Here is a 19040-nt window from a genome sequence, read left to right as displayed (position 1 = left end):
CGTCATGACAGCTAATCAACGACCGCTGGACGGCATCACCGTCGTCAGCCTGGAACACGCGATTGCCGCACCGTTTTGCACCCGCCAGTTGGCCGACCTGGGCGCCCGTGTGATCAAGATCGAACGCCCGGGCGCCGGTGACTTTGCCCGAGGCTACGACGAGCGCGTGCGCGGCCTGGCGTCGCATTTTGTGTGGACCAACCGCTCCAAGGAAAGCCTGACCCTGGACCTCAAGCACGACGATGCCGGGGACATCCTGGAAACCCTGCTGGCCGACGCCGACGTGCTGGTGCAGAACCTGGCACCGGGCGCCGCGGCGCGCATGGGTCTGTCATTCGAAGCGCTGCATGAGCGCTTCCCGCGGCTGATCGTCTGCGATATCTCCGGATACGGTGAGGGTGGGCCTTACGAGAAAAAGAAAGCCTACGACCTGCTGATCCAGAGTGAAGGCGGCTTTCTCTCGGTTACCGGCGGCCCGGGCGAGGACCAGATGGCCAAGGCCGGTTGTTCCATCGCCGATATCTCCGCCGGGATGTATGCCTACAGCGGCATCCTCTCGGCGCTGCTGCTGCGGGGCAAGACCGGGCAGGGCAGTCGCATTGACGTCAGCATGCTGGAAAGCCTGGTGGAGTGGATGGGCTACCCGATGTATTACGCCTTCGACGGCGCGCCCCAGCCACCGCGCGCGGGTGCGGCGCATTCCACGATCTACCCCTATGGGCCGTTTCCCACCGGCGACGGCGGCACGGTAATGCTCGGTTTGCAGAACGAACGGGAGTGGGCGGCGTTTTGCGACAAGGTGCTGCTCACGCCAGAGCTCGCCACCGACGGCCGTTTCTCGGCCAACTTCAAACGCTCGGAAAACCGCGACGTGCTGCGCCAGATCATCGTCGACCGCTTCGCGCAGATGAGTGCCGAGGCCGTGATCCAGCGCCTGGAAGACGCGCAAATCGCCAGCGCCCGGGTCAACGATATGCAAGGCGTGTGGGACCACCCGCAGCTCAAGGCCCGCAACAGCTGGCGGGAAGTCGACAGCCCGGCGGGCAAGTTGCCGTCGTTGCTGCCGCCGGCGCGCAATGCCGCGTTTACCCCGCGCATGGACGCGGTGCCGGGGCTGGGGCAGCACAGCCAGGGAATTCTGGACCAGTTGGGTTACTCCGCTGAAGCCATCGACAGCCTGCGTGCACGCGGCGTTATCTGATAAGGAATTGAGCGATGCCAACTTCTCTTGTGCGCTCTGCGCTGTTTGTACCGGGCAGCCGGCCGGAACGTTTTGCCAAGGCCTTGGCCAGTGGTGCCGATGCGGTGATTGTGGATTTTGAAGACGCGGTGGAAGAGCCGCTCAAGCGTCAGGCACGGGACAACCTCGGGGTGTTTTTGCAGGCAACGCCGGATGCACGGGTGTGGGTGCGGATCAATGCGCCGGAGCACCCCGAGCATTTTGCCGATGTAGCGTTCTGTCAGGCCCACGCCGGGGTGGCGGGGGTGTTGCTGCCCAAGGTTGAAAGCGCGGCCCAGGTGGCGGTGGTAGCTGCCACGGGCAAGGCCATTTGGCCGATTATCGAAAGTGCGCGGGGCTTGCTGGCGGTGGCGGAAATCGCCCATGCACCGTTGGTGGAGCGCTTGTCATTCGGCGGCCTGGACCTGGCGCTGGACTTGAACCTGAGCAGCGGCTCCCCTGCCGCGCAATTTGCCCTGGACCAGGCCCGCCTTGCCTTGATCGTGCATTCCCGCGCCGCCGGGCTGGTGGCGCCACTGGATGGCGTGCACCCGGCCATCGACGACCCCGAAGGCCTGCGCCGCGCGATTCGGCATGCCTATGAAATGGGCTTTGCCGGCGCGCTGTGTATCCATCCCAAGCAAGTGGCGGTGATTCACCAGGCGTTGGCCCCCAGCACCGAAGACCTGGCGTGGGCCAAACGGGTGGTGGACGCCGGTGCCCATGGGGCAGGGGCCTATCAACTGGATGGGCAAATGGTGGATGCACCGGTGCTGCTGCGGGCCCAACGATTATTAGCCGCGCAACCGTAGAAATGTGGGAGCGGCGGTGCGACGGTTCGACTTGCTCGCGAAAGCGGTGGGTCAGCCAGTGCATCTGGTGACTGGCACACCGCTTTCGCGAGCAAGCCCGCTCCCACATTGGATCTCTGTTATTTGAGAAGTCGGCGTTCGTCCACGCCGAACGCAGGTATCTAAAATTCGAAATTCTCTATACGCGTGACATCAGGCACCTTGCCCTATAACACAACAATAAGAAGGTGATTTTCCATGCTCAAGCTTTCTCGGGCGCTGTTCTGCGCCGCCACCTTGTTTGCCGCGGGCCTGGCCCAGGCGGCCGACCCCATTGTGATCAAGTTCGCCCACGTCGTCGCTGAAAACACCCCGAAAGGTCAGGGCGCATTGCTGTTCAAGAAGCTCGCTGAAGAGCGCCTGCCCGGTCGGGTGAAAGTCGAGGTGTACCCCAACTCCTCACTGTTCGGCGACGGCAAGGAAATGGAAGCGCTGCTGCTGGGCGACGTGCAGATGCTGGCGCCATCCCTGGCCAAGTTTGAGCAATACACCAAGCAAGTACAGATCTACGACCTGCCGTTCCTGTTCAACGACCTGGCGGCGGTGGACCGTTTCCAGGCCGCCCAGGGCAAGGCGTTGCTGACCTCCATGCAAGACAAGAACATCCTCGGCCTGGCTTATTGGCACAACGGCCTCAAGCAACTGTCATCGAACAAGGCATTGCGTGAGCCCAAGGATGCCCGTGGCCTGAAGTTCCGCGTGCAGGCCTCCAGCGTGCTGGAAGAGCAGTTCAAGGCGATCCGCGCCAACCCGCGCAAGATGAGCTTCGCCGAGGTGTACCAGGGCTTGCAGACCGGCACCGTCAACGGCACCGAGAACACCTGGTCGAACTATGAAAGCCAGAAGGTCAACGAAGTGCAGAAGTACTTCACCGAATCCAACCATGGCCTGATCGACTACATGGTGATCACCAACGCCAAGTTCTGGAACGGCCTGCCGCCGGATGTGCGCACCACCCTCGACCAGGTCATGGTTGAAGTCACCGTCGAGGTGAACAAGCAGGCCGAAGCGCTGAACCAGTCGGCCAAGCAGAAGATCATCGACGCGAAGACCAGCGAAATCATCGAACTGACCCCCGAGCAACGCCAGCTCTGGCGCGAAGCCATGCGCCCGGTGTGGCAGAAGTTCGAAGGTGAAATCGGTGCCGACCTGATCAAGGCGGCCGACGCGTCGAACCAGTAATTTGGAGGGCACCGAGATCAAAATGTGGGAGCGGGCTTGCTCGCGAATGCGGTCTTTCAGTTTATGCATTCAGTGACTGACACACCCTCTTCGCGAGCAAGCCCGCTCCCACATTTTGATCCGGTTCCCGCCTCCAAGCCTTGCACACACCTATCTCCGCTTCGCGAGGTTTTGCCATGCAAACGCTAAGGCGCATCTGGGAGCACCTGGAGGAAGGCTTTATCGCCATCCTGCTGGCCGCCATGACCCTGGTGACTTTTGTCTACGTCATGCTCAACAACATCTACACCCTGTTCTTTGCCCTCGCTGATAAGTGGGCGTGGAGCAGCGGTTTCTTCAACGCCCTGGGTGACCACACCATGGGCTGGGCCCAGGACATGACCTGGAGCGTGGCGCTGACCAAGGCCATGTTCGGCTGGCTGATTTTCTTCGGTATTTCCTACGGCGTACGCACCGCCGGCCACCTCGGCGTAGACGCCTTGGTCAAGCTGACCCCGCGCCGTGTGCAGCGCCTGCTGGGCATGCTCGCTTGCCTGTGCTGCCTGGCCTACGCCGGGTTGTTCATGGTCGCCAGCTACAAGTGGCTGAGCGCGGTGATGACCGCCGGCATCGGCGCCGAAGACCTCGACAAGTTCGGCATCGACGTCGGCGACATCGTGGTGATTGTGCCCGTCGGTTTTGCCTTGGTGTTCATCCGCTACCTGGAAATTTTCTACCGCATCTTCACCCACCGCCAAACCGGGCTGGGCCTGGCCGACGAAGCCGGTGAAGCCAGCAAGTTGGCCGGCAGCCATGAGGAGCGTCACTGATGGCCGTTCTGTGTTTGTTTTTGCTGCTGTTCGTGTTCATGTTCCTCGGTGTGCCCATCGCGATTTCCCTGGGGTTGTCGGGCGCGGTGTCGATCCTGATGTTCAGCCCGGACTCGGTGAGTTCCCTGGCGATCAAGCTGTTTGAAACCTCGGACGCCTACACCTTCCTGGCGATTCCGTTCTTCCTGTTGTCGGGTGCGTTCATGACCACCGGCGGCGTGGCGCAACGGTTGATCGACTTTGCCAACGCCTGCGTCGGGCATATCCGTGGCGGCCTGGCAATTGCGGCGGTGTTGGCGTGCATGCTGTTTGCCGCGCTGTCGGGCTCATCGCCTGCAACCGTGGCGGCGGTGGGTTCGATTGCCGTGGCGGGCATGGTGCGCTCGGGCTATCCGAAGGAATTCGGCGCCGGGATCATCTGCAACGCCGGTACCCTGGGCATCCTGATTCCGCCGTCGATTGTGATGGTGGTGTACTCGGCGGCGACTGAAACGTCGGTAGGCAAGCTGTTTATGGCCGGGGTGATTCCTGGCCTGCTGCTGGGCTTGATGTTGATGGTCGCGATCTACATCGTCGCGCGCATCAAGAAGCTGCCGGCCCAGCCTCGGGCGACCTTTCGCGAGTGGCTGACCTGCGCGCGCCGGGCATTCTGGGGCTTGTTGCTGTTGGTGATCATCCTTGGCGGCATCTACAGCGGCATGTTCACCCCGACCGAAGCGGCGGCGGTGGCGGCGGTGTACTCAGCGTTTGTCGCGCTGTTTGTCTACAAGGACATGAAGATCAAGGATTGCCCCAAGGTGCTGCTGGAGTCCGGGCGCCTGGCGATCATGCTGATGTTTATCATCGCCAACGCCATGCTCTTCGCCCACGTGCTGACCACGGAGCAAATCCCCCAGGAAATCACTGCTTGGGTGATCTCCGAAGGGCTGACGCCGATTGGCTTTTTGATCATGGTCAACGTGGTGTTGTTGGTGGCGGGCAGCTTTATGGAGCCGTCGGCGATCGTGCTGATCCTGGCGCCGATCTTCTTCCCGATTGCGATGAAGCTGGGGATCGACCCGATTCACCTGGGGATTGTGATGGTGGTCAACATGGAGATTGGCCTGGTGCACCCACCGGTGGGGCTGAACCTGTTTGTGACCTCGGCGGTGACCGGGCTGACCCTGGGGCAGACCATCCGCGCGGCGTTGCCGTGGCTGATGATTTTGCTGGTGTTCCTGATCATGGTGACCTACCTGCCGTTCATCTCGCTGGCCTTGCCGCACTGGTTGGGGATGTAAGCACCTGTGGCTTTCTGTAGGAGCGAGCTTGCTCGCGATGGTCGTCAACGATGACGCGTGCATCCTGAATGAACGCGTTGTTTGACGGTTTTTCGCGAGCAAGCTCGCTCCTACAGGGCAGACGCTATTGGTCCATCGCACTCAGGATCGTATGGGCCGCCTTCACCCGTTCGGCATTCGGGTAGTTTTTGTTCGCCAGGATCACCACCCCCAGGTCTTTACCCGGTATATAAGCCACGTACGCCCCAAAGCCACCGGTCGAGCCTGTCTTGTTCACCAGCGTGTCGGCGTGGGGTGCCTGCGGTGGTGTCAGCCAATTGACCTTGTGGGGCTCCATGGCCATTTGTGTCGAGTTGCCTTCCACCAGGGCATCCACTTTGATCGGGTAGGGGTACATCTCCCAGCCGAGGCCCTGGGTCATGCCATCAACCGTGTAGTACCCGGTGTGGGTCGCGGCAATCGCCTGTTGCAGCGGCTTTTCCAGCTTCGCCGGGTGCATGTTCACTTCAACGTAGTGAATCAGGTCCGAGGTGCTGGTCTTGATGCCGTAAGCCTCGGCGTCCAGGGCGCCAGGACTGACGCGCACCGGTTTGCCGGCCTTGTCGTAACCCTGGGCGTACAGGCTCATTTGCGTCTCGGGCACGCTGATAAAGGTGTGCTTGAGGCCGAGTTTCGGCAGCACGGTCTGCTCCATCACGCGGTTAAACGGCTGGCCCAGGCTTTGCGCCGCCAGGTGGCCGAACAGGCCGATACTCGGGTTGGAGTAGAGGCGTTGGGTGCCGGGTGCAAAAGCCGGTTTCCAGTGCTGGTAGTAGCTGATCATCTTGCCGGTGTTATCGGACTCATCGGGGAATTGCAGCGGCAAGCCACCCGCGGTGTAGGTGCCGAGGTTGAGCAGGCTGATGTGGTCAAACTTGTCGCCGCGCAATGCCGGCAGGTATTGGCTGGCCGGGTCTGACAGTTTCAGCTTGCCGTTGGCCAGGGCATAGCCTGCGAGGGTGGCGGTGAAGGTCTTGCTCACCGAGCCGATTTCAAACAGGGTGTTTTCGGTGACCGGCTGCTGGCTGTCCTTGTTGGCGACGCCGTAGTTAAAGTATTGCGCCTTGCCGTTCTGTATCACCGCGACCGACAGGCCGGGGATGTCCTGTTGCTGCATCAGGGGTTCGACGGTACTGTCGACTATCTGGCGAATATCGGTGGCGGCCATGCAGTTGCCGGCGCCGAGCAATAAGGCGAATATCGTGGTGTTGCGCACGGTTGGGAAAATGGATGGGTACATGATGACGTGACTTCCATGAAGGTGATCGGGTGAATACCGTTGCCTGCGCAGGCGCCGCAAATTTAGGCAGTTTGTGATCCGGCGGCAAACGATGATATCTCGCAACAGCCATTAGAAAAATTAAGGTCAAGCCATGCTCCGTTCCCATTTGCCTCTCAACGCACTGCGGGCCTTCGAGGCTTCCGCGCGGCATTTGAGTTTTACCCGGGCGGCGATTGAATTGTGCGTCACCCAGGCGGCGGTCAGTCACCAGGTGAAAAGCCTGGAGGCGCAGCTCAATGTCACGCTGTTCAAACGCTTGCCCCGGGGCCTGATGCTCACCAGCGAAGGCGAGACCTTGCTGCCGGTACTGCGCGAATCCTTCGACCGGATTGCTCAAACTTTAGGCCAGTTTGAAGCTGGGCATTACCGCGAAGTCTTGACGGTGGGCGCGGTGGGCACCTTTGCGGTGGGCTGGCTGTTGCCGCGGCTTGCGGACTTCCAGGCGCGCTACCCGTTTATCGACTTGCGCCTGTCCACCAACAACAACCGGGTCGATGTGGCTGCCGAAGGCCTGGATTACGCGATTCGTTTTGGTGCCGGCGCGTGGCACGGCACCGAGGCGTGCCAGTTGCTGGAAGCGCCGCTGACGGTGTTGTGCGTGCCGCAACTCGCTCGGCAATTGCAGACGCCGGCGGACCTGTTGAAGCACACGTTGCTGCGCTCCTACCGCGCGGATGAGTGGACGCAATGGTTCCAGGCCGCCGGCTTGCCAGCCGATACGCTGGTGCCGCGCAGCATTGTGTTTGATTCATCCCTGGCGATGATGGAGGCGGCGCTGCAAGGGGCGGGCGTGGCCCTGGCACCGGCGATGATGTTCAGCCGACAGTTGGCGACGGATGTGATCCGGCAGCCGTTCGAGGTGGGCATCACCACCGGCAGTTATTGGCTGACGCGCTTGCAGTCGCGAGCCGAGACACCGGCGATGCTGGCGTTCAAGGTGTGGTTGCGTGAAGTGGTGAGCAGCCGGCGTTAGTCAGGACAGGTCGTGCAGGGATTTACCGTTGGGCGCCCCCACCCACAGTTCGGAAAACTCCACCTCCAGCCCGCCACGCTCTGGCGTGCAGCAATAAGGCCCGACCTGATACGACAGCGCCACCGGGAACGGCGCCAGGCGCACCAACGGCCAGCTCGCGCCATCCACTGATACCTGCACGCGCAACACACCCTTGGCCACGGTGACGCGAATCCAGAAGGCTTCGGGATCACCCGGGAACACGCCGGTAGCCCAGTCCGACACGCCATCGGTCAATACGCTGCTCAGCAGCGTCGCGCCGTCGGACAGTTCCGCACCGATCTTCACCCAACGCGCTTCATCCACTCGTACCATCAACCCGGCCTGGTCATACAGGTGGGTGAATTCACTGTGGATTTTGACCTGAGCGGTAAAGTCGCCGTCGGTTTCGACAAACAGGAAATGCCCGTTATCGCGAATAAAACCATAGTGGGTTTCACGCCAGAAATCGGTACTGGCGTCGGTGCGCACCTTGAGACGCTCGCCTTCTCGGCTCCAGTGCTGGGGTTGATTGAGCCAACTGGCCTGTTCAAACATCGGGAAGCTCCTTGAAGGTGGCAAAACATCGGAGAAGGCGGCGGTGCCATTGTTAAGGCGCGTGCGCAGCGAAAACAACCACTGCGGCACGCCGACGCCGAGTGTAACCCCGGCAGTGATGGCGCCGATGTGGCTCATTAATGGAAACCTCTGAAACAAAATGAAACATTTGTCGCGGCCCAGCCTCTACCGTATCTCCACGACGAGTACCTCTATGAAAACGCCGCGTCCCTCTTCGCGAATGCCCCACCTCACACAACTGCGCAACCTGAAGATGGCGCGCTCCGCCCACGCCTACGTGCGGGGCAGTACGGTTCAGTTTTATGAGTGGCTGCACAGCCAGCGCGGGCGGCGCTTGCCCCATGGGCCGGCGATCTGGATCTGCGGCGACTGCCACGCCGGTAACCTCGGGCCCACGGGCGATACCAAGGGCCGGATCGACATGCATATCCGTGACCTTGACCAGGCGGTGATCGGTAACCCCACCCATGACTTGGTGCGCCTGGCGCTGTCCCTGGCCACCGCCGCCCGGGGTTCGGACCTGCCGGGGGTGACCACCGCCCGCATGCTTGAAGAGATGATGGTGGGCTACGCGCAGGCGTTTAAGGACAAGCCTGACGAGGCGCCGCCGCGTCCATCCCAGGTCAAGGCCGGAATGCGCAGTGCGGTGGAGCGTACCTGGAAGAATCTGGCCCGCGAACGTATTGAAAACACCCGGCCGACGATTCCGATGGGCAAGCATTTCTGGTCGTTGTCGCGGGCGGAAAAGTCGGCCCTTGAAACGTTGTGCGCCTCGGATGATATCCACCGGCTGGTGACTTCGCTTAAAGGCCGGTCCAACGATGACCAGGTCGAGCTGCTGGACTCCGCTTATTGGGTCAAGGGTTGCAGCTCCCTTGGGTTGTTGCGGTATGCAGTGTTGTTGGGGGTAGGGAACCAGGACGATCAGGAATACTGCCTGCTCGATATCAAGCAAGCGGTGGGTGCGGCGGCACCGCGTGCGGCACGGGCGAAAATGCCTCGGGATAACGGACGGCGAGTGGTGGATGGCGCCAGGCACCTGTCACCGGCGTTGGGGGAGCGGATGCTGGCGACGCGGTTTCTGGATCACGGGTTTTTTGTCCGCGAGTTGTTGCCCCAGGACATGAAGCTGGAACTGGATGAGTTGAGCGAGATTGATGCAATGCACGCGGCCGGGTACCTGGCGCGGGTGGTCGGCGTGGCGCATGCACGGCAGATGGACCGGGATACGCGCAAGGACTGGATGGCGGTGTTGCAGGAGAACCGGTCGAAGCAGCTGGATGCGCCGTCGTGGTTGTGGACCAGTGTGGTGCAGTTGGTGGGGAACCATGAGGAAGGGTATCTCAACCACTGTCGGCGGTATGCGTTGGAGCACTGATGACGATCCCACTGTAGGAGCGAGCTTGCTCGCGAAAAAACCGAGAGCGCTGCGATAAACCAGATACGCTGCGTTATCGTTGACGTTCTTCGCGAGCAAGCTCGCTCCTACAATGAGGTTGGCATCAGGCCAGGTATTTGCGGAACCAACCCAAGGTCCGCTCCCACGCCAGATTCGCCGCCGCCTCGTCATACCTCGGCGTCGAATCATTGTGAAAGCCATGGTTGGCGCCCTTGTAGATAAACGCCTCATACGTTGTACCCGCGGCCTTCAACGCCTGCTCATACGCCGGCCAGCCCTCATTGATCCGCGTATCCAGCTCACCGTAATGCAGCATGATCGGCGCCTTGATCCGTGGCACGTCCTTGGCTTCCGGCTGGCGCCCATAAAACGACACCGCCGCACCCAATTCCGGATACGCCACCGCCGCCGCATTCGTCACGCCACCGCCATAACAGAACCCGGTGATCCCCACCTTGCCGGTGCTTGCATCGTGGTGCATCAACCATTCGATGGCCGCGAAAAAGTCGTTCATCAGCTTTTCGGGATCGACTTTCTGCTGCAGCTCTACACCTTTCTCATCGTTGCCGGGATAGCCGCCCACGGAGGTCAAGCCATCCGGTGCCAGGGCAATAAACCCGGCCTTGGCCAACCGGCGGGCGACGTCTTCGATATATGGGTTCAACCCACGGTTCTCATGCACCACCACCACCGCCGGCACCTTGCCGCTGGCTTTGGCCGGGCGCACCAGGTAGCCGCGTACCGTGCCGTTGCCCTTGGGTGACGGGTAGGTGATGTAGTCGGCGACGATCTCCGGGTCGGTGAATTTCACCTGTTCGGCCAGGGCGTAGTTGGGGCTCAGGGCGGCGAGCAGGGCCGAGGCCGTGAGCCCGCCAAAGGTGAACAGCGCCGCGCGGTCGAGAAACTCCCGGCGGTTGATCTTGCCGTGGGCGTAGCCGTCGTAAAGCTCCAGCAGTTCAGGGGCGAAATCTTTGGCGGTCAGACGAGTCATCGGTAGCGTCCTCGATTAGCGGTGGGACTGAATGTAGACCAGTATCAGGCTTCCCGGCCATGGGCTGCGGCTGCCAACTGCCCGGTGTCGACCCGCACGAAGACCGAATCGCCAATGGCCGTCAGCACGCCATCGGCGTACACCTCACACACCACGCGGCTTTTGCGGCCCACGTCACCTTCGACTTTTGCGCGCAAGGTCAGCGGTACGCCCATCGGGGTCGGCTTGATGAATTTGATCCCGAGGTTGCCGGTCACGCAGTCGATACGCGGCAGGCTGCCGGGTTCGCGTTGCTCGGCCCGGTAGTGGTAGGCCATGGCGGTCCAGTTCGAGTGACAGTCCACCAGCATTGCGATCAAGCCGCCGTAGACCAGGTCTGGCCAGCCGCAGTATTGGGCGTCGGGTTGGTGCTCGGCGATCACGTGGATGCCGTCGGCGTCCCAGCGGCTCTTGATGTGCAGCCCGTGGGGGTTGCGGCTGCCGCAGCCATAACAGACGCCTTCGGGGGCGGTGGTGTCTTGCAGGGAAAGCGCGGGCATCGTGGCTCCTTGTTGTTTGAGTTCCGTCGGGGCACGAGCCTAATGCCAGGCACGTGAATAAATCCAGCACCTACGCTGTTAGCAGTGCACAGCGTGTTCATTCCCGGTTGAGAATCCCATGAAACCTCGATTGCTAGCGGCCTTCCTTACCCTCGGCACCTTGTCCAACGCGTATGCCGTGGAATACACCGACGTGAATCCGGCGGCCAGCACCCTTAGCTTTACCTATGACCAGATGGGCCAGCAGGTGTACGGCACGTTTGGCACCTATTCGGCGACCCTGAATTTCGACACGCAAAACCCGGCCGCCGCCAGCACCGTACTGACCATCCAGCTGCCGAGCATCAATGCCGGCAGCGACGACGCCAACACCGAACTGCCCAAGCCCGGCTGGTTCGACATGACGACTTACCCGTTGGGCACCTTTACCTCGACCCACATCACTGACCTGGGTGGCAACCGCTACCTGTTCAGCGGCAACCTGACCCTCAAGGGCCAGACCCGGCCGGTGGAGGTCAAGGTGGCGCTCAAGGAGCAGAGCGGCATTGGTGTGTTCGATGGCGAGCTGGTGCTCAAGCGCGACGACTTCAAGATCGGCGCAGGGGAGTGGGCGGACAGCGTGGTGTCCAATGTGATTGTCATCAAGTTCAAGATGGTTGCGCCTGAGCGCTGATGGCTAGCGGGCAAACTTCTTGGCCCCCGCCACACACGCAATTACCGCGACCGTCACCACCAGCATGCCCAGGCTCACCGGTTCATGCAGCAGCGTGGCGGCCAGTGCCAGGCCGAAAAACGGTTGCAGCAACTGCAATTGCCCGACGGCGGCGATACCGCCCTGGGCCAGCCCGCGGTACCAGAACACAAACCCGATCAGCATGCTGAACAGCGACACATAGGCCAGGCTCAGCCAGGCCGGCAGGCTGATGTTAACGAAAGAGCTTGGCGCGAGGATCGCCGTCAGAGGCGCCACAATCGGCAGCGAGATCACCAGCGCCCAGCAGATCACCTGCCAGCCACCCAGGGTGCGCGAAAGTTTGGCCCCTTCGGCATAACCCAGGCCGCACGCCAGTATCGCCAGCAGCATCAGCAAATCCCCGGCGGGCGCGGCGCTCAGGCCCTGGGCGATGGCGTAGCCCACCACCAGCAGGCTGCCCAGGATCGAAAACAGCCAGAACACCGGCTTGGGCCGCTCGCCGCCACGCACCACGCCGAACACGGCGGTGGTCAGCGGCAGCAGGCCGACAAACACGATGGAGTGGGCGCTGGTGACGTACTGCAAGGCCAGGGCGGTGAGTAGCGGGAAGCCGATCACCACGCCCAGCGCGACGATTGCCAAGGGCAACAACTGGCTGCGGGCCGGGCGCTTTTCCTTGAACAGCCACAGCAGGCACAGGCCCAGCAGGGCGGCGATGGTGGCGCGGGCGACGGTCAGGAACACCGGATCAAATTCCAGCACCGCCAGGCGTGTGGCGGGCAGCGAGCCGCTGAAGATCACCACGCCGATCAAGCCATTGATCCAGCCGCTGGGGTTGTGTTCCTGGGTGTTCAGGTGCGTGGTGCGTTCCATGGGTGTTGGCTCGATAAGGATAAGTTGCGTCTCCCGCATCCTATGATTCACCATTAAGACAATCAAAAAATTGTCATGGATACATCGCCTATGCCTCGCGCCCGCTACAAGACACTGGTGGACACCTTCGCCCGGGATATCCGCTCCGGCACCCTGTCGGCGGGCACCCGTTTGCCGACTCACCGCCAGTTGGCCGCCAGCCACGGCCTGGCGCTGGTCACGGCCAGCCGGGTGTACACCGAACTTGAGGCCATGGGCCTGGTCAGCGGTGAAACCGGGCGCGGGACCTTTGTGCGGGAAATCGCGTTGTCGCCGGGGCAGGGCGTAGGCCAGATCGCGGTGGCGGCGGGCATGATCGATCTCAACTTCAACTACCCATCGCTGCCGGGCCAGACTGACCTGCTGCGCACTGCGTTGCGTCAACTGGCGTTGTCCGGCGATCTGGCCGCACTGCTGCGCTACCAGCCCCACGCCGGTCGGTTGCACGAGCGGGCGGCGGTGGCGCGCCACTTGGCGAGTCGTGGGTTGACGGTGCAGGCCGAGCAGGTACTGATCGTCAGCGGTGCCCAGCACGGGCTGGCGGTGACCATGATGTCGCTGCTCAAGCCCGGCGATGTGGTGGCGGTGGATGCATTGACCTATTCCGGGTTCAAGGTGCTGGCCGAGACGTTGCACCTGGAAATCGTTGCAATCCCGGTGACCGCGACGGGCCCAGACTTGGTCTTCCTCGAAAAACTCTGCGCCCGGCGCCCGGTACGCGCCGTGTACAGCATGCCGACCCTGCATAATCCGTTGGGCTGGGTGATGAGCAGGGAGCAGCGCGAGCACCTGGTGGCGATTGCCCGCAGGCACGATCTGATTGTGATTGAGGACGCGGCCTACGCGTTTTTAGCCGAGGACGCGCCGCCGCCTGTGGCCGAGCTGGCACCGGAGCGCACGGTGTATGTGTCGGGGCTGTCCAAGAGCGTTGCCACTGGCCTGCGGGTGGGGTTCGTGGCTGCTCCGCAGCAGTGGATGGCGGCGCTGGAACGTACGGTCATGGCCACCACCTGGAACACTCCGGGGGTGATGACTGCGGTGGCTGCCGCGTGGATCGACGACGGCACGGTGCTGCAGCTGGAAGCGCGAAAGCGTGAAGACGCCCAGGCGCGCCAGGCGGTGGCCGATGAGGTGTTGGCAGGGTTGAATGTGATCCGCCATCCGTCTTCGTATTTTCTGTGGCTGCCCTTGCCGGAAGATGCCCGCGCCGACCAGATCACCATGGCGCTGGCACGGCAGAATATCTCGGTGTCCACCGCCGAGCCGTTTGCCGTCTCGGCCCACGTGCCCCATGCCTTGCGAGTGGCGCTGGGGTCGGTGGACCGGGAGGTGTTGCGCGAGGCGCTGCTGAAAGTGCGCTGGGCGGTGGAGGCGTACTAGATCGAGCTAATCGTGGCGAGGGAGCTTGCTCCCGCTGGAGTGCGCAGCGCTCCCAAAGATTTTGGGGCCGCTGCGCAGCCCAGCGGGAGCAAGCTCCCTCGCCACAGGAGAAGCATTCGTGTGTTATCAGAATTTGTACGCCTGACGCCCAATCAGCAGCCACTTGCCTTTCTGCTTCTGCCAGACCTGGAAGTTTTCAATTTCGGTGGGCACCTCGACGCCGCTGTTCACCGCCTGGGCGGAAAAGTGGTTGCGCACCAAGGCGGTGTCGCCATTGAGGGTGATGGTCTGTTTCTGCATTTCCAGGGTCTTGAAACCGCTTCTGCCGGTTTCAATGTCGGCGATAAATTCCTGCTTGTTCTGGACCTTGCCGCTGGAATGGCCGTAGGTGAGGTTGTTCGCGGTGAGGGCCTGCAGCTGCGGGATGTCCTTGTGCAGCATGGCTTGGGTCAGGTGATCGACCGCGACGGCTACATCCTTGTCGGCTGCGGCAGGCGCGGCGGCCGCTGCATAACCGCTGAACAGGCACAGAAAACCAATCAGAACCTTGACGTTTTGCATGGGTGTTTCCTTGTTGTTGTGGGTACTTGGACGAATCAGGAGGTATGCCTGAGTCGTCGTACAACCATGCCGTATTTCGCGGGATCAAGGAAAGTGAAATTTGTAAATTGCCCGAATATAAGCGCTGCTTGCCAGTATTGGTCGTCGTATCACTGGTGAAATAACGGTCGGCACTTCCCGTGGAAATGGCACATGGCTATGCTGTGGCCGGCGACTTCATGGTGTGGATTCGCAACAGCCAGTGAGGACAACAACAAAATGACACCAGATCAAAAGTACGCGGCGGCCATGGTGCGCCTGGGTTATCAACTCAACGAGTTCAAGATCGGCGGTAACTACACGCCGCTGCTGAGGGACGGCAACCATGTTTACATCAGCGGCCAGATCCCGCGGGTGGGTGACACGATCGTGTTGCCCGGCAAGGTCGGCGAAAGCCTCAGCCTGGCCGACGCCCAAATCGCCGCCGGCGTCAGCGCGCTGCGTTGCCTGGGCTTGCTCAAGCAGGCACTGGGCTCCCTGGATCAGGTCAAGGCGATCCTGAAGATCAATGTGTACGTGCGCAGTGCGGATGACTTTGACCAGCAAAGCGAAGTGGCCAACGGTGCGTCAGACCTGTTGAACGAGATCCTGGGGGCTGCCGGTTCTCACACGCGCACCTCGGTGGGCGTGCTGCAACTGCCCAAGGGTGCCGCCGTGGAAGTCGACATGATCGCTGTGGCACAGGGCTGACGCCGAGTGATCGCCGACGCTTTTACAGTGCTGATTCACTATGGGATTTATCTGCTGCCAGGGCTGATCCTGTTTGGCCTGTGGTTCGGCCTCACCCCGAAAACAATGCCGGGCGTGCGCATCGTTGTTCTGCTGTTGGCGTTCGTGCTGATGCGCGATGCGATGACGCCGCTGGGCATGTGGTCGCTGAGCACTGAGGTGCAGATCCAGTTTACGGCCAACCCCTTCGTGCTGGCTGCGCTCGGCGGCTTGTCCCTTGGGCTGATTGCACTGCTCGCGCGCCTGGCTCCGGAGTTATGGCAACTGACGGTGCTGTTCAAGGGTAATCGCGGTGCAGGCCTGGCAGTGGGGCTGGTGGCCGGTTGTTTGATTGGCTTGCCATTGCGGCTGTATCAAGGCATCGAACCGGCGGCGATCGCGGCTTACTGGACCTGGATGATGGGCATGCTAGTGCTTGCCTACTGCGCCAATGCGCTGGAAGAGGTGTTGTTTCGCGGCTTCTTGCAGGGTTATCTCGAACAGCACGTTACGCCGCTGCGTGCGGCGTTGCTCAGCGGGTTGGCGTTCGCCGCGTGCCATTCATTTCTGGCGTTGAGCGTGACGCAACTGGGCTGGCCAGTGTTGGCCTTTACCCTGATTGAAGGCGTGGCCTTCGGGCTGGTGCGGATGCGTTACGGCGTGGTGGCGGCGACGGCCACCCATGGCACGGCGATCTTGCTGATTGCCGTGCCGATGGTGTGAGCCGTCTCAGGCCTGTACATCAACGCCGATGTGGGCCTGGAGCCAGTCCTTGTAGACCGCGATGTTATCGGTCGACTGGTCGCCATTTTTCGCGGTGACAGTCCTGCCGTCCAGGCGCCCGATATCGAGCAGGTACTGAAGACCATTGGCCACATGGGTGGCGTCGCTTTTGCTGAGTGACTGAACATCGGGCAGTTCGACGTCGTTGCTTTTATCGTCGAAGGTCGCCCAGGAAGGGCTGGCCCTGGCGGTGGCAACGGTTTGCGCGGTCGAGCGCACTTGCTCCTGATAGCTGGCTTCCAGCGTGGCCTTGATCTCGGGCGTGGCGTTGGTGACTTCAATCCTCCCGGCCCGCAGGGTGCCGTTTTCCATGGATTGTGTAAAAGCCCTCTGTCCCAGCGCTAACAGACTTATCGTGCTTCCTATCATGGTGCCGCTCCCTTATTGGTAGCAGCAACAGAGCAAAACCCGGGCCATGTGCTGCATGCTCTGTGCGGCGTGGGCTGGGTGGTATTGCCGGGGCAGGGCGCAGGCCAGGAGTTGCCGGGGCTGGCAAAGGGTTGCCACGTCGGCTCGCGCGAGCGCATTTCAGAACGTTGGAAACTAAGTTCAGAATCTCCAGTCTGTAATAGCGTATCGCCACCCCTACAAGGAATTAACATGAAGCTTAAGGTCGTTTTGCTGGGCACGGTTTTGTTGGCTGCGCCGCTTTACCAAGCGGTTGCCGAGACGTGCAGGGCGAACAGTTATGGTGGGTCCGATTGCGAATACGACAATGGCACCTCTTCCAAGAGTCGCGCCAATAGCTACGGTGGGCAAGACACCCAATACAGCGATGGTACTTCCTCCAAGAGCCGCTCCAATAGTTATGGCGGGCAGGATATCCAATACGGCGACGGCACCTCGGCCAAGACCCGTTCCAACAGCTATGGTGGGCAAGACACYCAATACAGCGACGGCACCTCAGCCAAGAGCCGCTCCAATAGCTACGGCGGGCAAGACACCCAATACAGCAACGGCTCCTCCTCCAAGAGCCGCGCCAATAGCTATGGCGGGCAAAATACGACAAATAACTAATGGCCCCGACGCGGCTTTCTACCTCACCAATGACCGCTCATACGCGGCGGTCATCACCTGCCACGTCTGCGCATCTGCCGGAATCAAATGCTCGATGCGCAACGACGTTACCGTAATGTCCTGAGGCATGCCGAAGGTGGTGAAGGTCGACATGAAGTTCAGCTCACCTTCACGCGAGTTGACCCGTGTCAGCACCAGTGGCGGCGGTTCATTGACCAAGGCTTCGGTACTTTGCGGTGCCGGCAGGCTGTCCAGAAGCCTGGCAAGTTCGGGATTGCCCAACGCCTCGCGCGTCGCCCGTTGCCAGGCGATGGTGCGGATTTCTTCAGCGTTGATCAAATGATCACCCAGGCCGCCAGGCTGAAGCAGGGTGACCAGCAAATTCAATCCATCAGCCGCCTCCGGCTTGATCCCCACCAGCTCGAACAGCACCTGCGTACTGGCGTTGGCGGCGAGCACTTCCCAGTGGCTGCCCAGCACGATCGCCGGCGCAGGATTATTCGCATGGAGCACATGGCTGATCGCCTCGCGAATGGCCTCCATCGACGGCGAGGAAAGCGGGGTTGCCTCATAACGCGGGGCGAAGCCGGCGGCGAGGAACACGCTGTTGCATTGCTCCAGCGGAACCTCCAGCGCCATCAGCAAATTATGCAGGGTGCCCGGGCTCGGCTTGGCGCGCCCGGTCTCGATGCAGCTCAGGTGGCGTTGGGAAACCCCGGTGATCAGCGCCAGTTCCAGCTGGCTCAATCTGGCGTGCCGACGCAGCACGCGCAGTTGCATGCCGGCGCTGGTGTCGGGGTTGGCGCGGGGGAAGGGTTGGCTGCTCATAGGCTGACTCTGGCCGGGCGGGTCGATGGTGTCGATGACCTTTGAGGTCATTGAGAGGGGAGCGACGTTATCACTAATGTGCAGCTTCCCGAACCGTTGTCTCCAAGGAGGAGAACATGCGCAGACCCTGGATTGCCCTGGCCGGGTTGTTGGCTTTTGCCCTGTACACATTGATCACGATGCTTATCGCCGATCAATCGCTCATGGCGTTCGGACTTGAATTGATATCGAGGCCGGACACTGCCCAGGTGGTGATTGACTTGTATCTGATGGCGGCCTTGGCGGGCGTATGGATGTACCGGGATGCGCGGGCCAGGGGCAAATCCCTGGCGTCGGTGTTGCCCTATTTACTGGTAACGGCGGTTTTCGTATCCATCGGGCCGCTGCTGTATATCGTGGTCAACGGGTTCCGCGAACCTTCAAGGGGCCGGTGATGGAGGTTTATGCGCTGTGCGTGCTGGTGCTGTTCTTGAAGATGCTGGCGATCTCCTGTTACCAGGGTTTCTTTCGGCTCAGATACCGTGCATTCACCAACCCCGAGGACGCCGGTTTCTTCCATCGCGATGCGAATCCCCGGGAATTACCGCAAGTCTCCCGGGCCGCGAGAGCCTGGGCCAATGACCTGGAAAATATTCCGTTGTTTTTCGTTTTGGGTGGGCTGTGCATTGCAGTGGAGGCGACCGGCGTTGCCACGACTTGGCTGTTCTGCACGTTCACCGTCGCGCGGGTGATGCATACGGTGATGTAGCTGAGCGGCCGCCAGCCATGGCGTACGGTCGCTTATGGCGTGGGCCTGATCTGTTTATTGGGACTTGCGGGTGCCATTGGATTGAGATTCATGTGGCGATGACAACCCACTGTAGGAGCGAGCTTGCTCGCGAAGAACCGGAGGGCGCCGCGTTGAAACAGGGTGCGAGCGTCATCGTTAGCGACCTTCGCGAGCAAGCTCGCTCCTAC

21 protein-coding genes and 2 pseudogenes are annotated in these 19040 nt (G+C 61.5%); 14 read left to right on the top strand and 9 right to left on the bottom strand.

Annotated features, from left to right (window positions below; translation table 11 throughout):
• Positions 1–4 precede the first annotated feature (4 nt).
• The 5 genes from AU074_RS04585 to dctM all read left to right on the top strand — a co-directional run bounded on the left by AU074_RS04585 (position 5) and on the right by dctM (position 5341).
• Positions 5–1201, top strand: coding sequence for a CaiB/BaiF CoA-transferase family protein (locus AU074_RS04585; RefSeq protein ID WP_076013695.1), 1197 nt, complete (start codon positions 5–7; stop codon positions 1199–1201).
• Positions 1202–1215: 14 nt separating this feature from the next.
• Positions 1216–2031, top strand: coding sequence for a CoA ester lyase (locus AU074_RS04580; protein WP_076013694.1), 816 nt, complete (start codon positions 1216–1218; stop codon positions 2029–2031).
• Positions 2032–2268: 237 nt separating this feature from the next.
• Positions 2269–3252, top strand: a complete 984-nt coding sequence (locus AU074_RS04575) for a TRAP transporter substrate-binding protein (RefSeq protein ID WP_076013693.1) — start codon at positions 2269–2271, stop codon at positions 3250–3252.
• Between the two features lie 176 nt (positions 3253–3428).
• Complete coding sequence (locus AU074_RS04570) at positions 3429–4061, top strand: TRAP transporter small permease (RefSeq protein ID WP_076013692.1); 633 nt, start codon at positions 3429–3431, stop codon at positions 4059–4061.
• Positions 4061–5341, top strand: coding sequence for a C4-dicarboxylate TRAP transporter large permease protein DctM (gene dctM / locus AU074_RS04565; RefSeq protein ID WP_010169752.1), 1281 nt, complete (start codon positions 4061–4063; stop codon positions 5339–5341). Before AU074_RS04570 ends, dctM begins: the two co-directional genes overlap by 1 nt.
• A 124-nt stretch (positions 5342–5465) precedes the next feature.
• Here dctM and ampC read toward each other — a convergent pair whose 3' ends face one another.
• Positions 5466–6620 (bottom strand): class C beta-lactamase, encoded by a 1155-nt coding sequence (gene ampC, locus AU074_RS04560; protein WP_076013691.1) that lies wholly within the window; start codon positions 6618–6620, stop codon positions 5466–5468.
• Positions 6621–6753: 133 nt separating this feature from the next.
• Here ampC and AU074_RS04555 point away from each other — a divergent pair, with 133 nt between their 5' ends.
• Positions 6754–7635 (top strand): LysR family transcriptional regulator, encoded by an 882-nt coding sequence (locus tag AU074_RS04555; RefSeq protein WP_076013690.1) that lies wholly within the window; start codon positions 6754–6756, stop codon positions 7633–7635.
• Here the strand turns inward: AU074_RS04555 and AU074_RS04550 are convergent, their stop codons facing one another.
• Positions 7636–8211: a DUF1349 domain-containing protein gene (locus tag AU074_RS04550; protein WP_076013689.1), complete on the bottom strand. Its 576-nt coding sequence runs from the start codon at positions 8209–8211 to the stop codon at positions 7636–7638.
• A gap of 214 nt (positions 8212–8425) precedes the next feature.
• Between AU074_RS04550 and AU074_RS04545 the strand changes: the two genes are divergently transcribed.
• Positions 8426–9610: a DUF2252 domain-containing protein gene (locus AU074_RS04545; protein ID WP_076013688.1), complete on the top strand. Its 1185-nt coding sequence runs from the start codon at positions 8426–8428 to the stop codon at positions 9608–9610.
• 124 nt (positions 9611–9734) lie between these two features.
• On the opposite strand, the gene yghX is transcribed toward AU074_RS04545, so the two are convergent.
• Complete coding sequence (yghX, locus tag AU074_RS04540) at positions 9735–10622, bottom strand: YghX family hydrolase (RefSeq protein ID WP_076013687.1); 888 nt, start codon at positions 10620–10622, stop codon at positions 9735–9737.
• Positions 10623–10666: 44 nt separating this feature from the next.
• Positions 10667–11161, bottom strand: a complete 495-nt coding sequence (locus tag AU074_RS04535; protein ID WP_063029646.1) for a PaaI family thioesterase — start codon at positions 11159–11161, stop codon at positions 10667–10669.
• A 118-nt stretch (positions 11162–11279) separates the two neighbouring features.
• Here AU074_RS04535 and AU074_RS04530 point away from each other — a divergent pair, with 118 nt between their 5' ends.
• The gene (locus AU074_RS04530; RefSeq protein WP_076013686.1) at positions 11280–11834 is read left to right on the top strand and encodes a YceI family protein; all 555 of its coding nucleotides are present in this window, start codon (positions 11280–11282) and stop codon (positions 11832–11834) included.
• A gap of 3 nt (positions 11835–11837) precedes the next feature.
• On the opposite strand, the gene AU074_RS04525 is transcribed toward AU074_RS04530, so the two are convergent.
• Positions 11838–12728 carry a DMT family transporter gene (locus tag AU074_RS04525; RefSeq protein WP_076013685.1) on the bottom strand — a complete coding sequence of 297 codons (891 nt, stop codon included), beginning with the start codon at positions 12726–12728 and terminating at the stop codon, positions 11838–11840.
• A gap of 90 nt (positions 12729–12818) precedes the next feature.
• Here AU074_RS04525 and AU074_RS04520 point away from each other — a divergent pair, with 90 nt between their 5' ends.
• Positions 12819–14147: a PLP-dependent aminotransferase family protein gene (locus AU074_RS04520; protein ID WP_076013684.1), complete on the top strand. Its 1329-nt coding sequence runs from the start codon at positions 12819–12821 to the stop codon at positions 14145–14147.
• Positions 14148–14273: 126 nt separating this feature from the next.
• Here the strand turns inward: AU074_RS04520 and AU074_RS04515 are convergent, their stop codons facing one another.
• On the bottom strand, positions 14274–14708 hold the full coding sequence (locus AU074_RS04515; protein WP_076013683.1) for a nuclear transport factor 2 family protein: 435 nt from the start codon (positions 14706–14708) through the stop codon (positions 14274–14276).
• A gap of 258 nt (positions 14709–14966) precedes the next feature.
• Here AU074_RS04515 and AU074_RS04510 point away from each other — a divergent pair, with 258 nt between their 5' ends.
• The gene (locus AU074_RS04510) at positions 14967–15437 is read left to right on the top strand and encodes a RidA family protein (RefSeq protein ID WP_017475185.1); all 471 of its coding nucleotides are present in this window, start codon (positions 14967–14969) and stop codon (positions 15435–15437) included.
• A gap of 6 nt (positions 15438–15443) precedes the next feature.
• On the top strand, positions 15444–16178 hold the full coding sequence (locus AU074_RS04505; protein ID WP_076013682.1) for a CPBP family intramembrane glutamic endopeptidase: 735 nt from the start codon (positions 15444–15446) through the stop codon (positions 16176–16178).
• A gap of 6 nt (positions 16179–16184) precedes the next feature.
• Here AU074_RS04505 and AU074_RS04500 read toward each other — a convergent pair whose 3' ends face one another.
• Positions 16185–16550 (bottom strand): hypothetical protein, encoded by a 366-nt coding sequence (locus AU074_RS04500; RefSeq protein WP_076013681.1) that lies wholly within the window; start codon positions 16548–16550, stop codon positions 16185–16187.
• A gap of 288 nt (positions 16551–16838) precedes the next feature.
• On the opposite strand from AU074_RS04500, the gene AU074_RS04495 reads away from it, so the two are divergent.
• Positions 16839–17255 (top strand): hypothetical protein, encoded by a 417-nt coding sequence (locus AU074_RS04495; RefSeq protein ID WP_003215097.1) that lies wholly within the window; start codon positions 16839–16841, stop codon positions 17253–17255.
• 18 nt (positions 17256–17273) lie between these two features.
• On the opposite strand, the gene AU074_RS04490 is transcribed toward AU074_RS04495, so the two are convergent.
• Positions 17274–18083 (bottom strand): helix-turn-helix domain-containing protein, encoded by an 810-nt coding sequence (locus AU074_RS04490; protein ID WP_076013724.1) that lies wholly within the window; start codon positions 18081–18083, stop codon positions 17274–17276.
• A 116-nt stretch (positions 18084–18199) separates the two neighbouring features.
• On the opposite strand from AU074_RS04490, the gene AU074_RS04485 reads away from it, so the two are divergent.
• Positions 18200–18517: a DUF2834 domain-containing protein gene (locus AU074_RS04485; protein WP_076013680.1), complete on the top strand. Its 318-nt coding sequence runs from the start codon at positions 18200–18202 to the stop codon at positions 18515–18517.
• Positions 18517–18933 (top strand): annotated as a pseudogene (locus AU074_RS04480) (MAPEG family protein). Before AU074_RS04485 ends, AU074_RS04480 begins: the two are co-directional and overlap by 1 nt.
• Here the strand turns inward: AU074_RS04480 and AU074_RS34370 are convergent.
• Positions 18933–19028, bottom strand: a pseudogene (locus AU074_RS34370) (outer membrane lipoprotein carrier protein LolA); the annotation flags it as partial. The pseudogenes AU074_RS04480 and AU074_RS34370 sit on opposite strands and share 1 nt — an antisense overlap.
• Positions 19029–19040: the final 12 nt, after the last annotated feature.

Source organism: Pseudomonas sp. ATCC PTA-122608, from assembly GCF_001952855.1.
Classification (GTDB): domain Bacteria; phylum Pseudomonadota; class Gammaproteobacteria; order Pseudomonadales; family Pseudomonadaceae; genus Aquipseudomonas.
Note: the sequence above shows the minus strand (reverse complement) of the source record. Positions and strands in the feature narration are given on the sequence as shown.

What these genes read in the sequence shown, in the direction of transcription:
- AU074_RS04510 (WP_017475185.1), top strand. Translation starts at nt 14,967, where the DNA reads ATGACACCAGATCAAAAGTACGCGGCGGCCATGGTGCGCCTGGGTTAT.
- AU074_RS04530 (WP_076013686.1), top strand. Translation starts at nt 11,280, where the DNA reads ATGAAACCTCGATTGCTAGCGGCCTTCCTTACCCTCGGCACCTTGTCC.
- AU074_RS04575 (WP_076013693.1), top strand. Translation starts at nt 2,269, where the DNA reads ATGCTCAAGCTTTCTCGGGCGCTGTTCTGCGCCGCCACCTTGTTTGCC.
- dctM (WP_010169752.1), top strand. Translation starts at nt 4,061, where the DNA reads ATGGCCGTTCTGTGTTTGTTTTTGCTGCTGTTCGTGTTCATGTTCCTC.
- AU074_RS04485 (WP_076013680.1), top strand. Translation starts at nt 18,200, where the DNA reads ATGCGCAGACCCTGGATTGCCCTGGCCGGGTTGTTGGCTTTTGCCCTG.
- AU074_RS04490 (WP_076013724.1), bottom strand. Translation starts at nt 18,083, where the DNA reads ATGAGCAGCCAACCCTTCCCCCGCGCCAACCCCGACACCAGCGCCGGC.
- AU074_RS04550 (WP_076013689.1), bottom strand. Translation starts at nt 8,211, where the DNA reads ATGTTTGAACAGGCCAGTTGGCTCAATCAACCCCAGCACTGGAGCCGA.
- AU074_RS04500 (WP_076013681.1), bottom strand. Translation starts at nt 16,550, where the DNA reads ATGGAAAACGGCACCCTGCGGGCCGGGAGGATTGAAGTCACCAACGCC.
- AU074_RS04585 (WP_076013695.1), top strand. Translation starts at nt 5, where the DNA reads ATGACAGCTAATCAACGACCGCTGGACGGCATCACCGTCGTCAGCCTG.
- AU074_RS04525 (WP_076013685.1), bottom strand. Translation starts at nt 12,728, where the DNA reads ATGGAACGCACCACGCACCTGAACACCCAGGAACACAACCCCAGCGGC.
- AU074_RS04555 (WP_076013690.1), top strand. Translation starts at nt 6,754, where the DNA reads ATGCTCCGTTCCCATTTGCCTCTCAACGCACTGCGGGCCTTCGAGGCT.
- AU074_RS04545 (WP_076013688.1), top strand. Translation starts at nt 8,426, where the DNA reads ATGAAAACGCCGCGTCCCTCTTCGCGAATGCCCCACCTCACACAACTG.
- AU074_RS04520 (WP_076013684.1), top strand. Translation starts at nt 12,819, where the DNA reads ATGCCTCGCGCCCGCTACAAGACACTGGTGGACACCTTCGCCCGGGAT.
- ampC (WP_076013691.1), bottom strand. Translation starts at nt 6,620, where the DNA reads ATGTACCCATCCATTTTCCCAACCGTGCGCAACACCACGATATTCGCC.
- AU074_RS04570 (WP_076013692.1), top strand. Translation starts at nt 3,429, where the DNA reads ATGCAAACGCTAAGGCGCATCTGGGAGCACCTGGAGGAAGGCTTTATC.
- AU074_RS04535 (WP_063029646.1), bottom strand. Translation starts at nt 11,161, where the DNA reads ATGCCCGCGCTTTCCCTGCAAGACACCACCGCCCCCGAAGGCGTCTGT.
- yghX (WP_076013687.1), bottom strand. Translation starts at nt 10,622, where the DNA reads ATGACTCGTCTGACCGCCAAAGATTTCGCCCCTGAACTGCTGGAGCTT.
- AU074_RS04515 (WP_076013683.1), bottom strand. Translation starts at nt 14,708, where the DNA reads ATGCAAAACGTCAAGGTTCTGATTGGTTTTCTGTGCCTGTTCAGCGGT.
- AU074_RS04580 (WP_076013694.1), top strand. Translation starts at nt 1,216, where the DNA reads ATGCCAACTTCTCTTGTGCGCTCTGCGCTGTTTGTACCGGGCAGCCGG.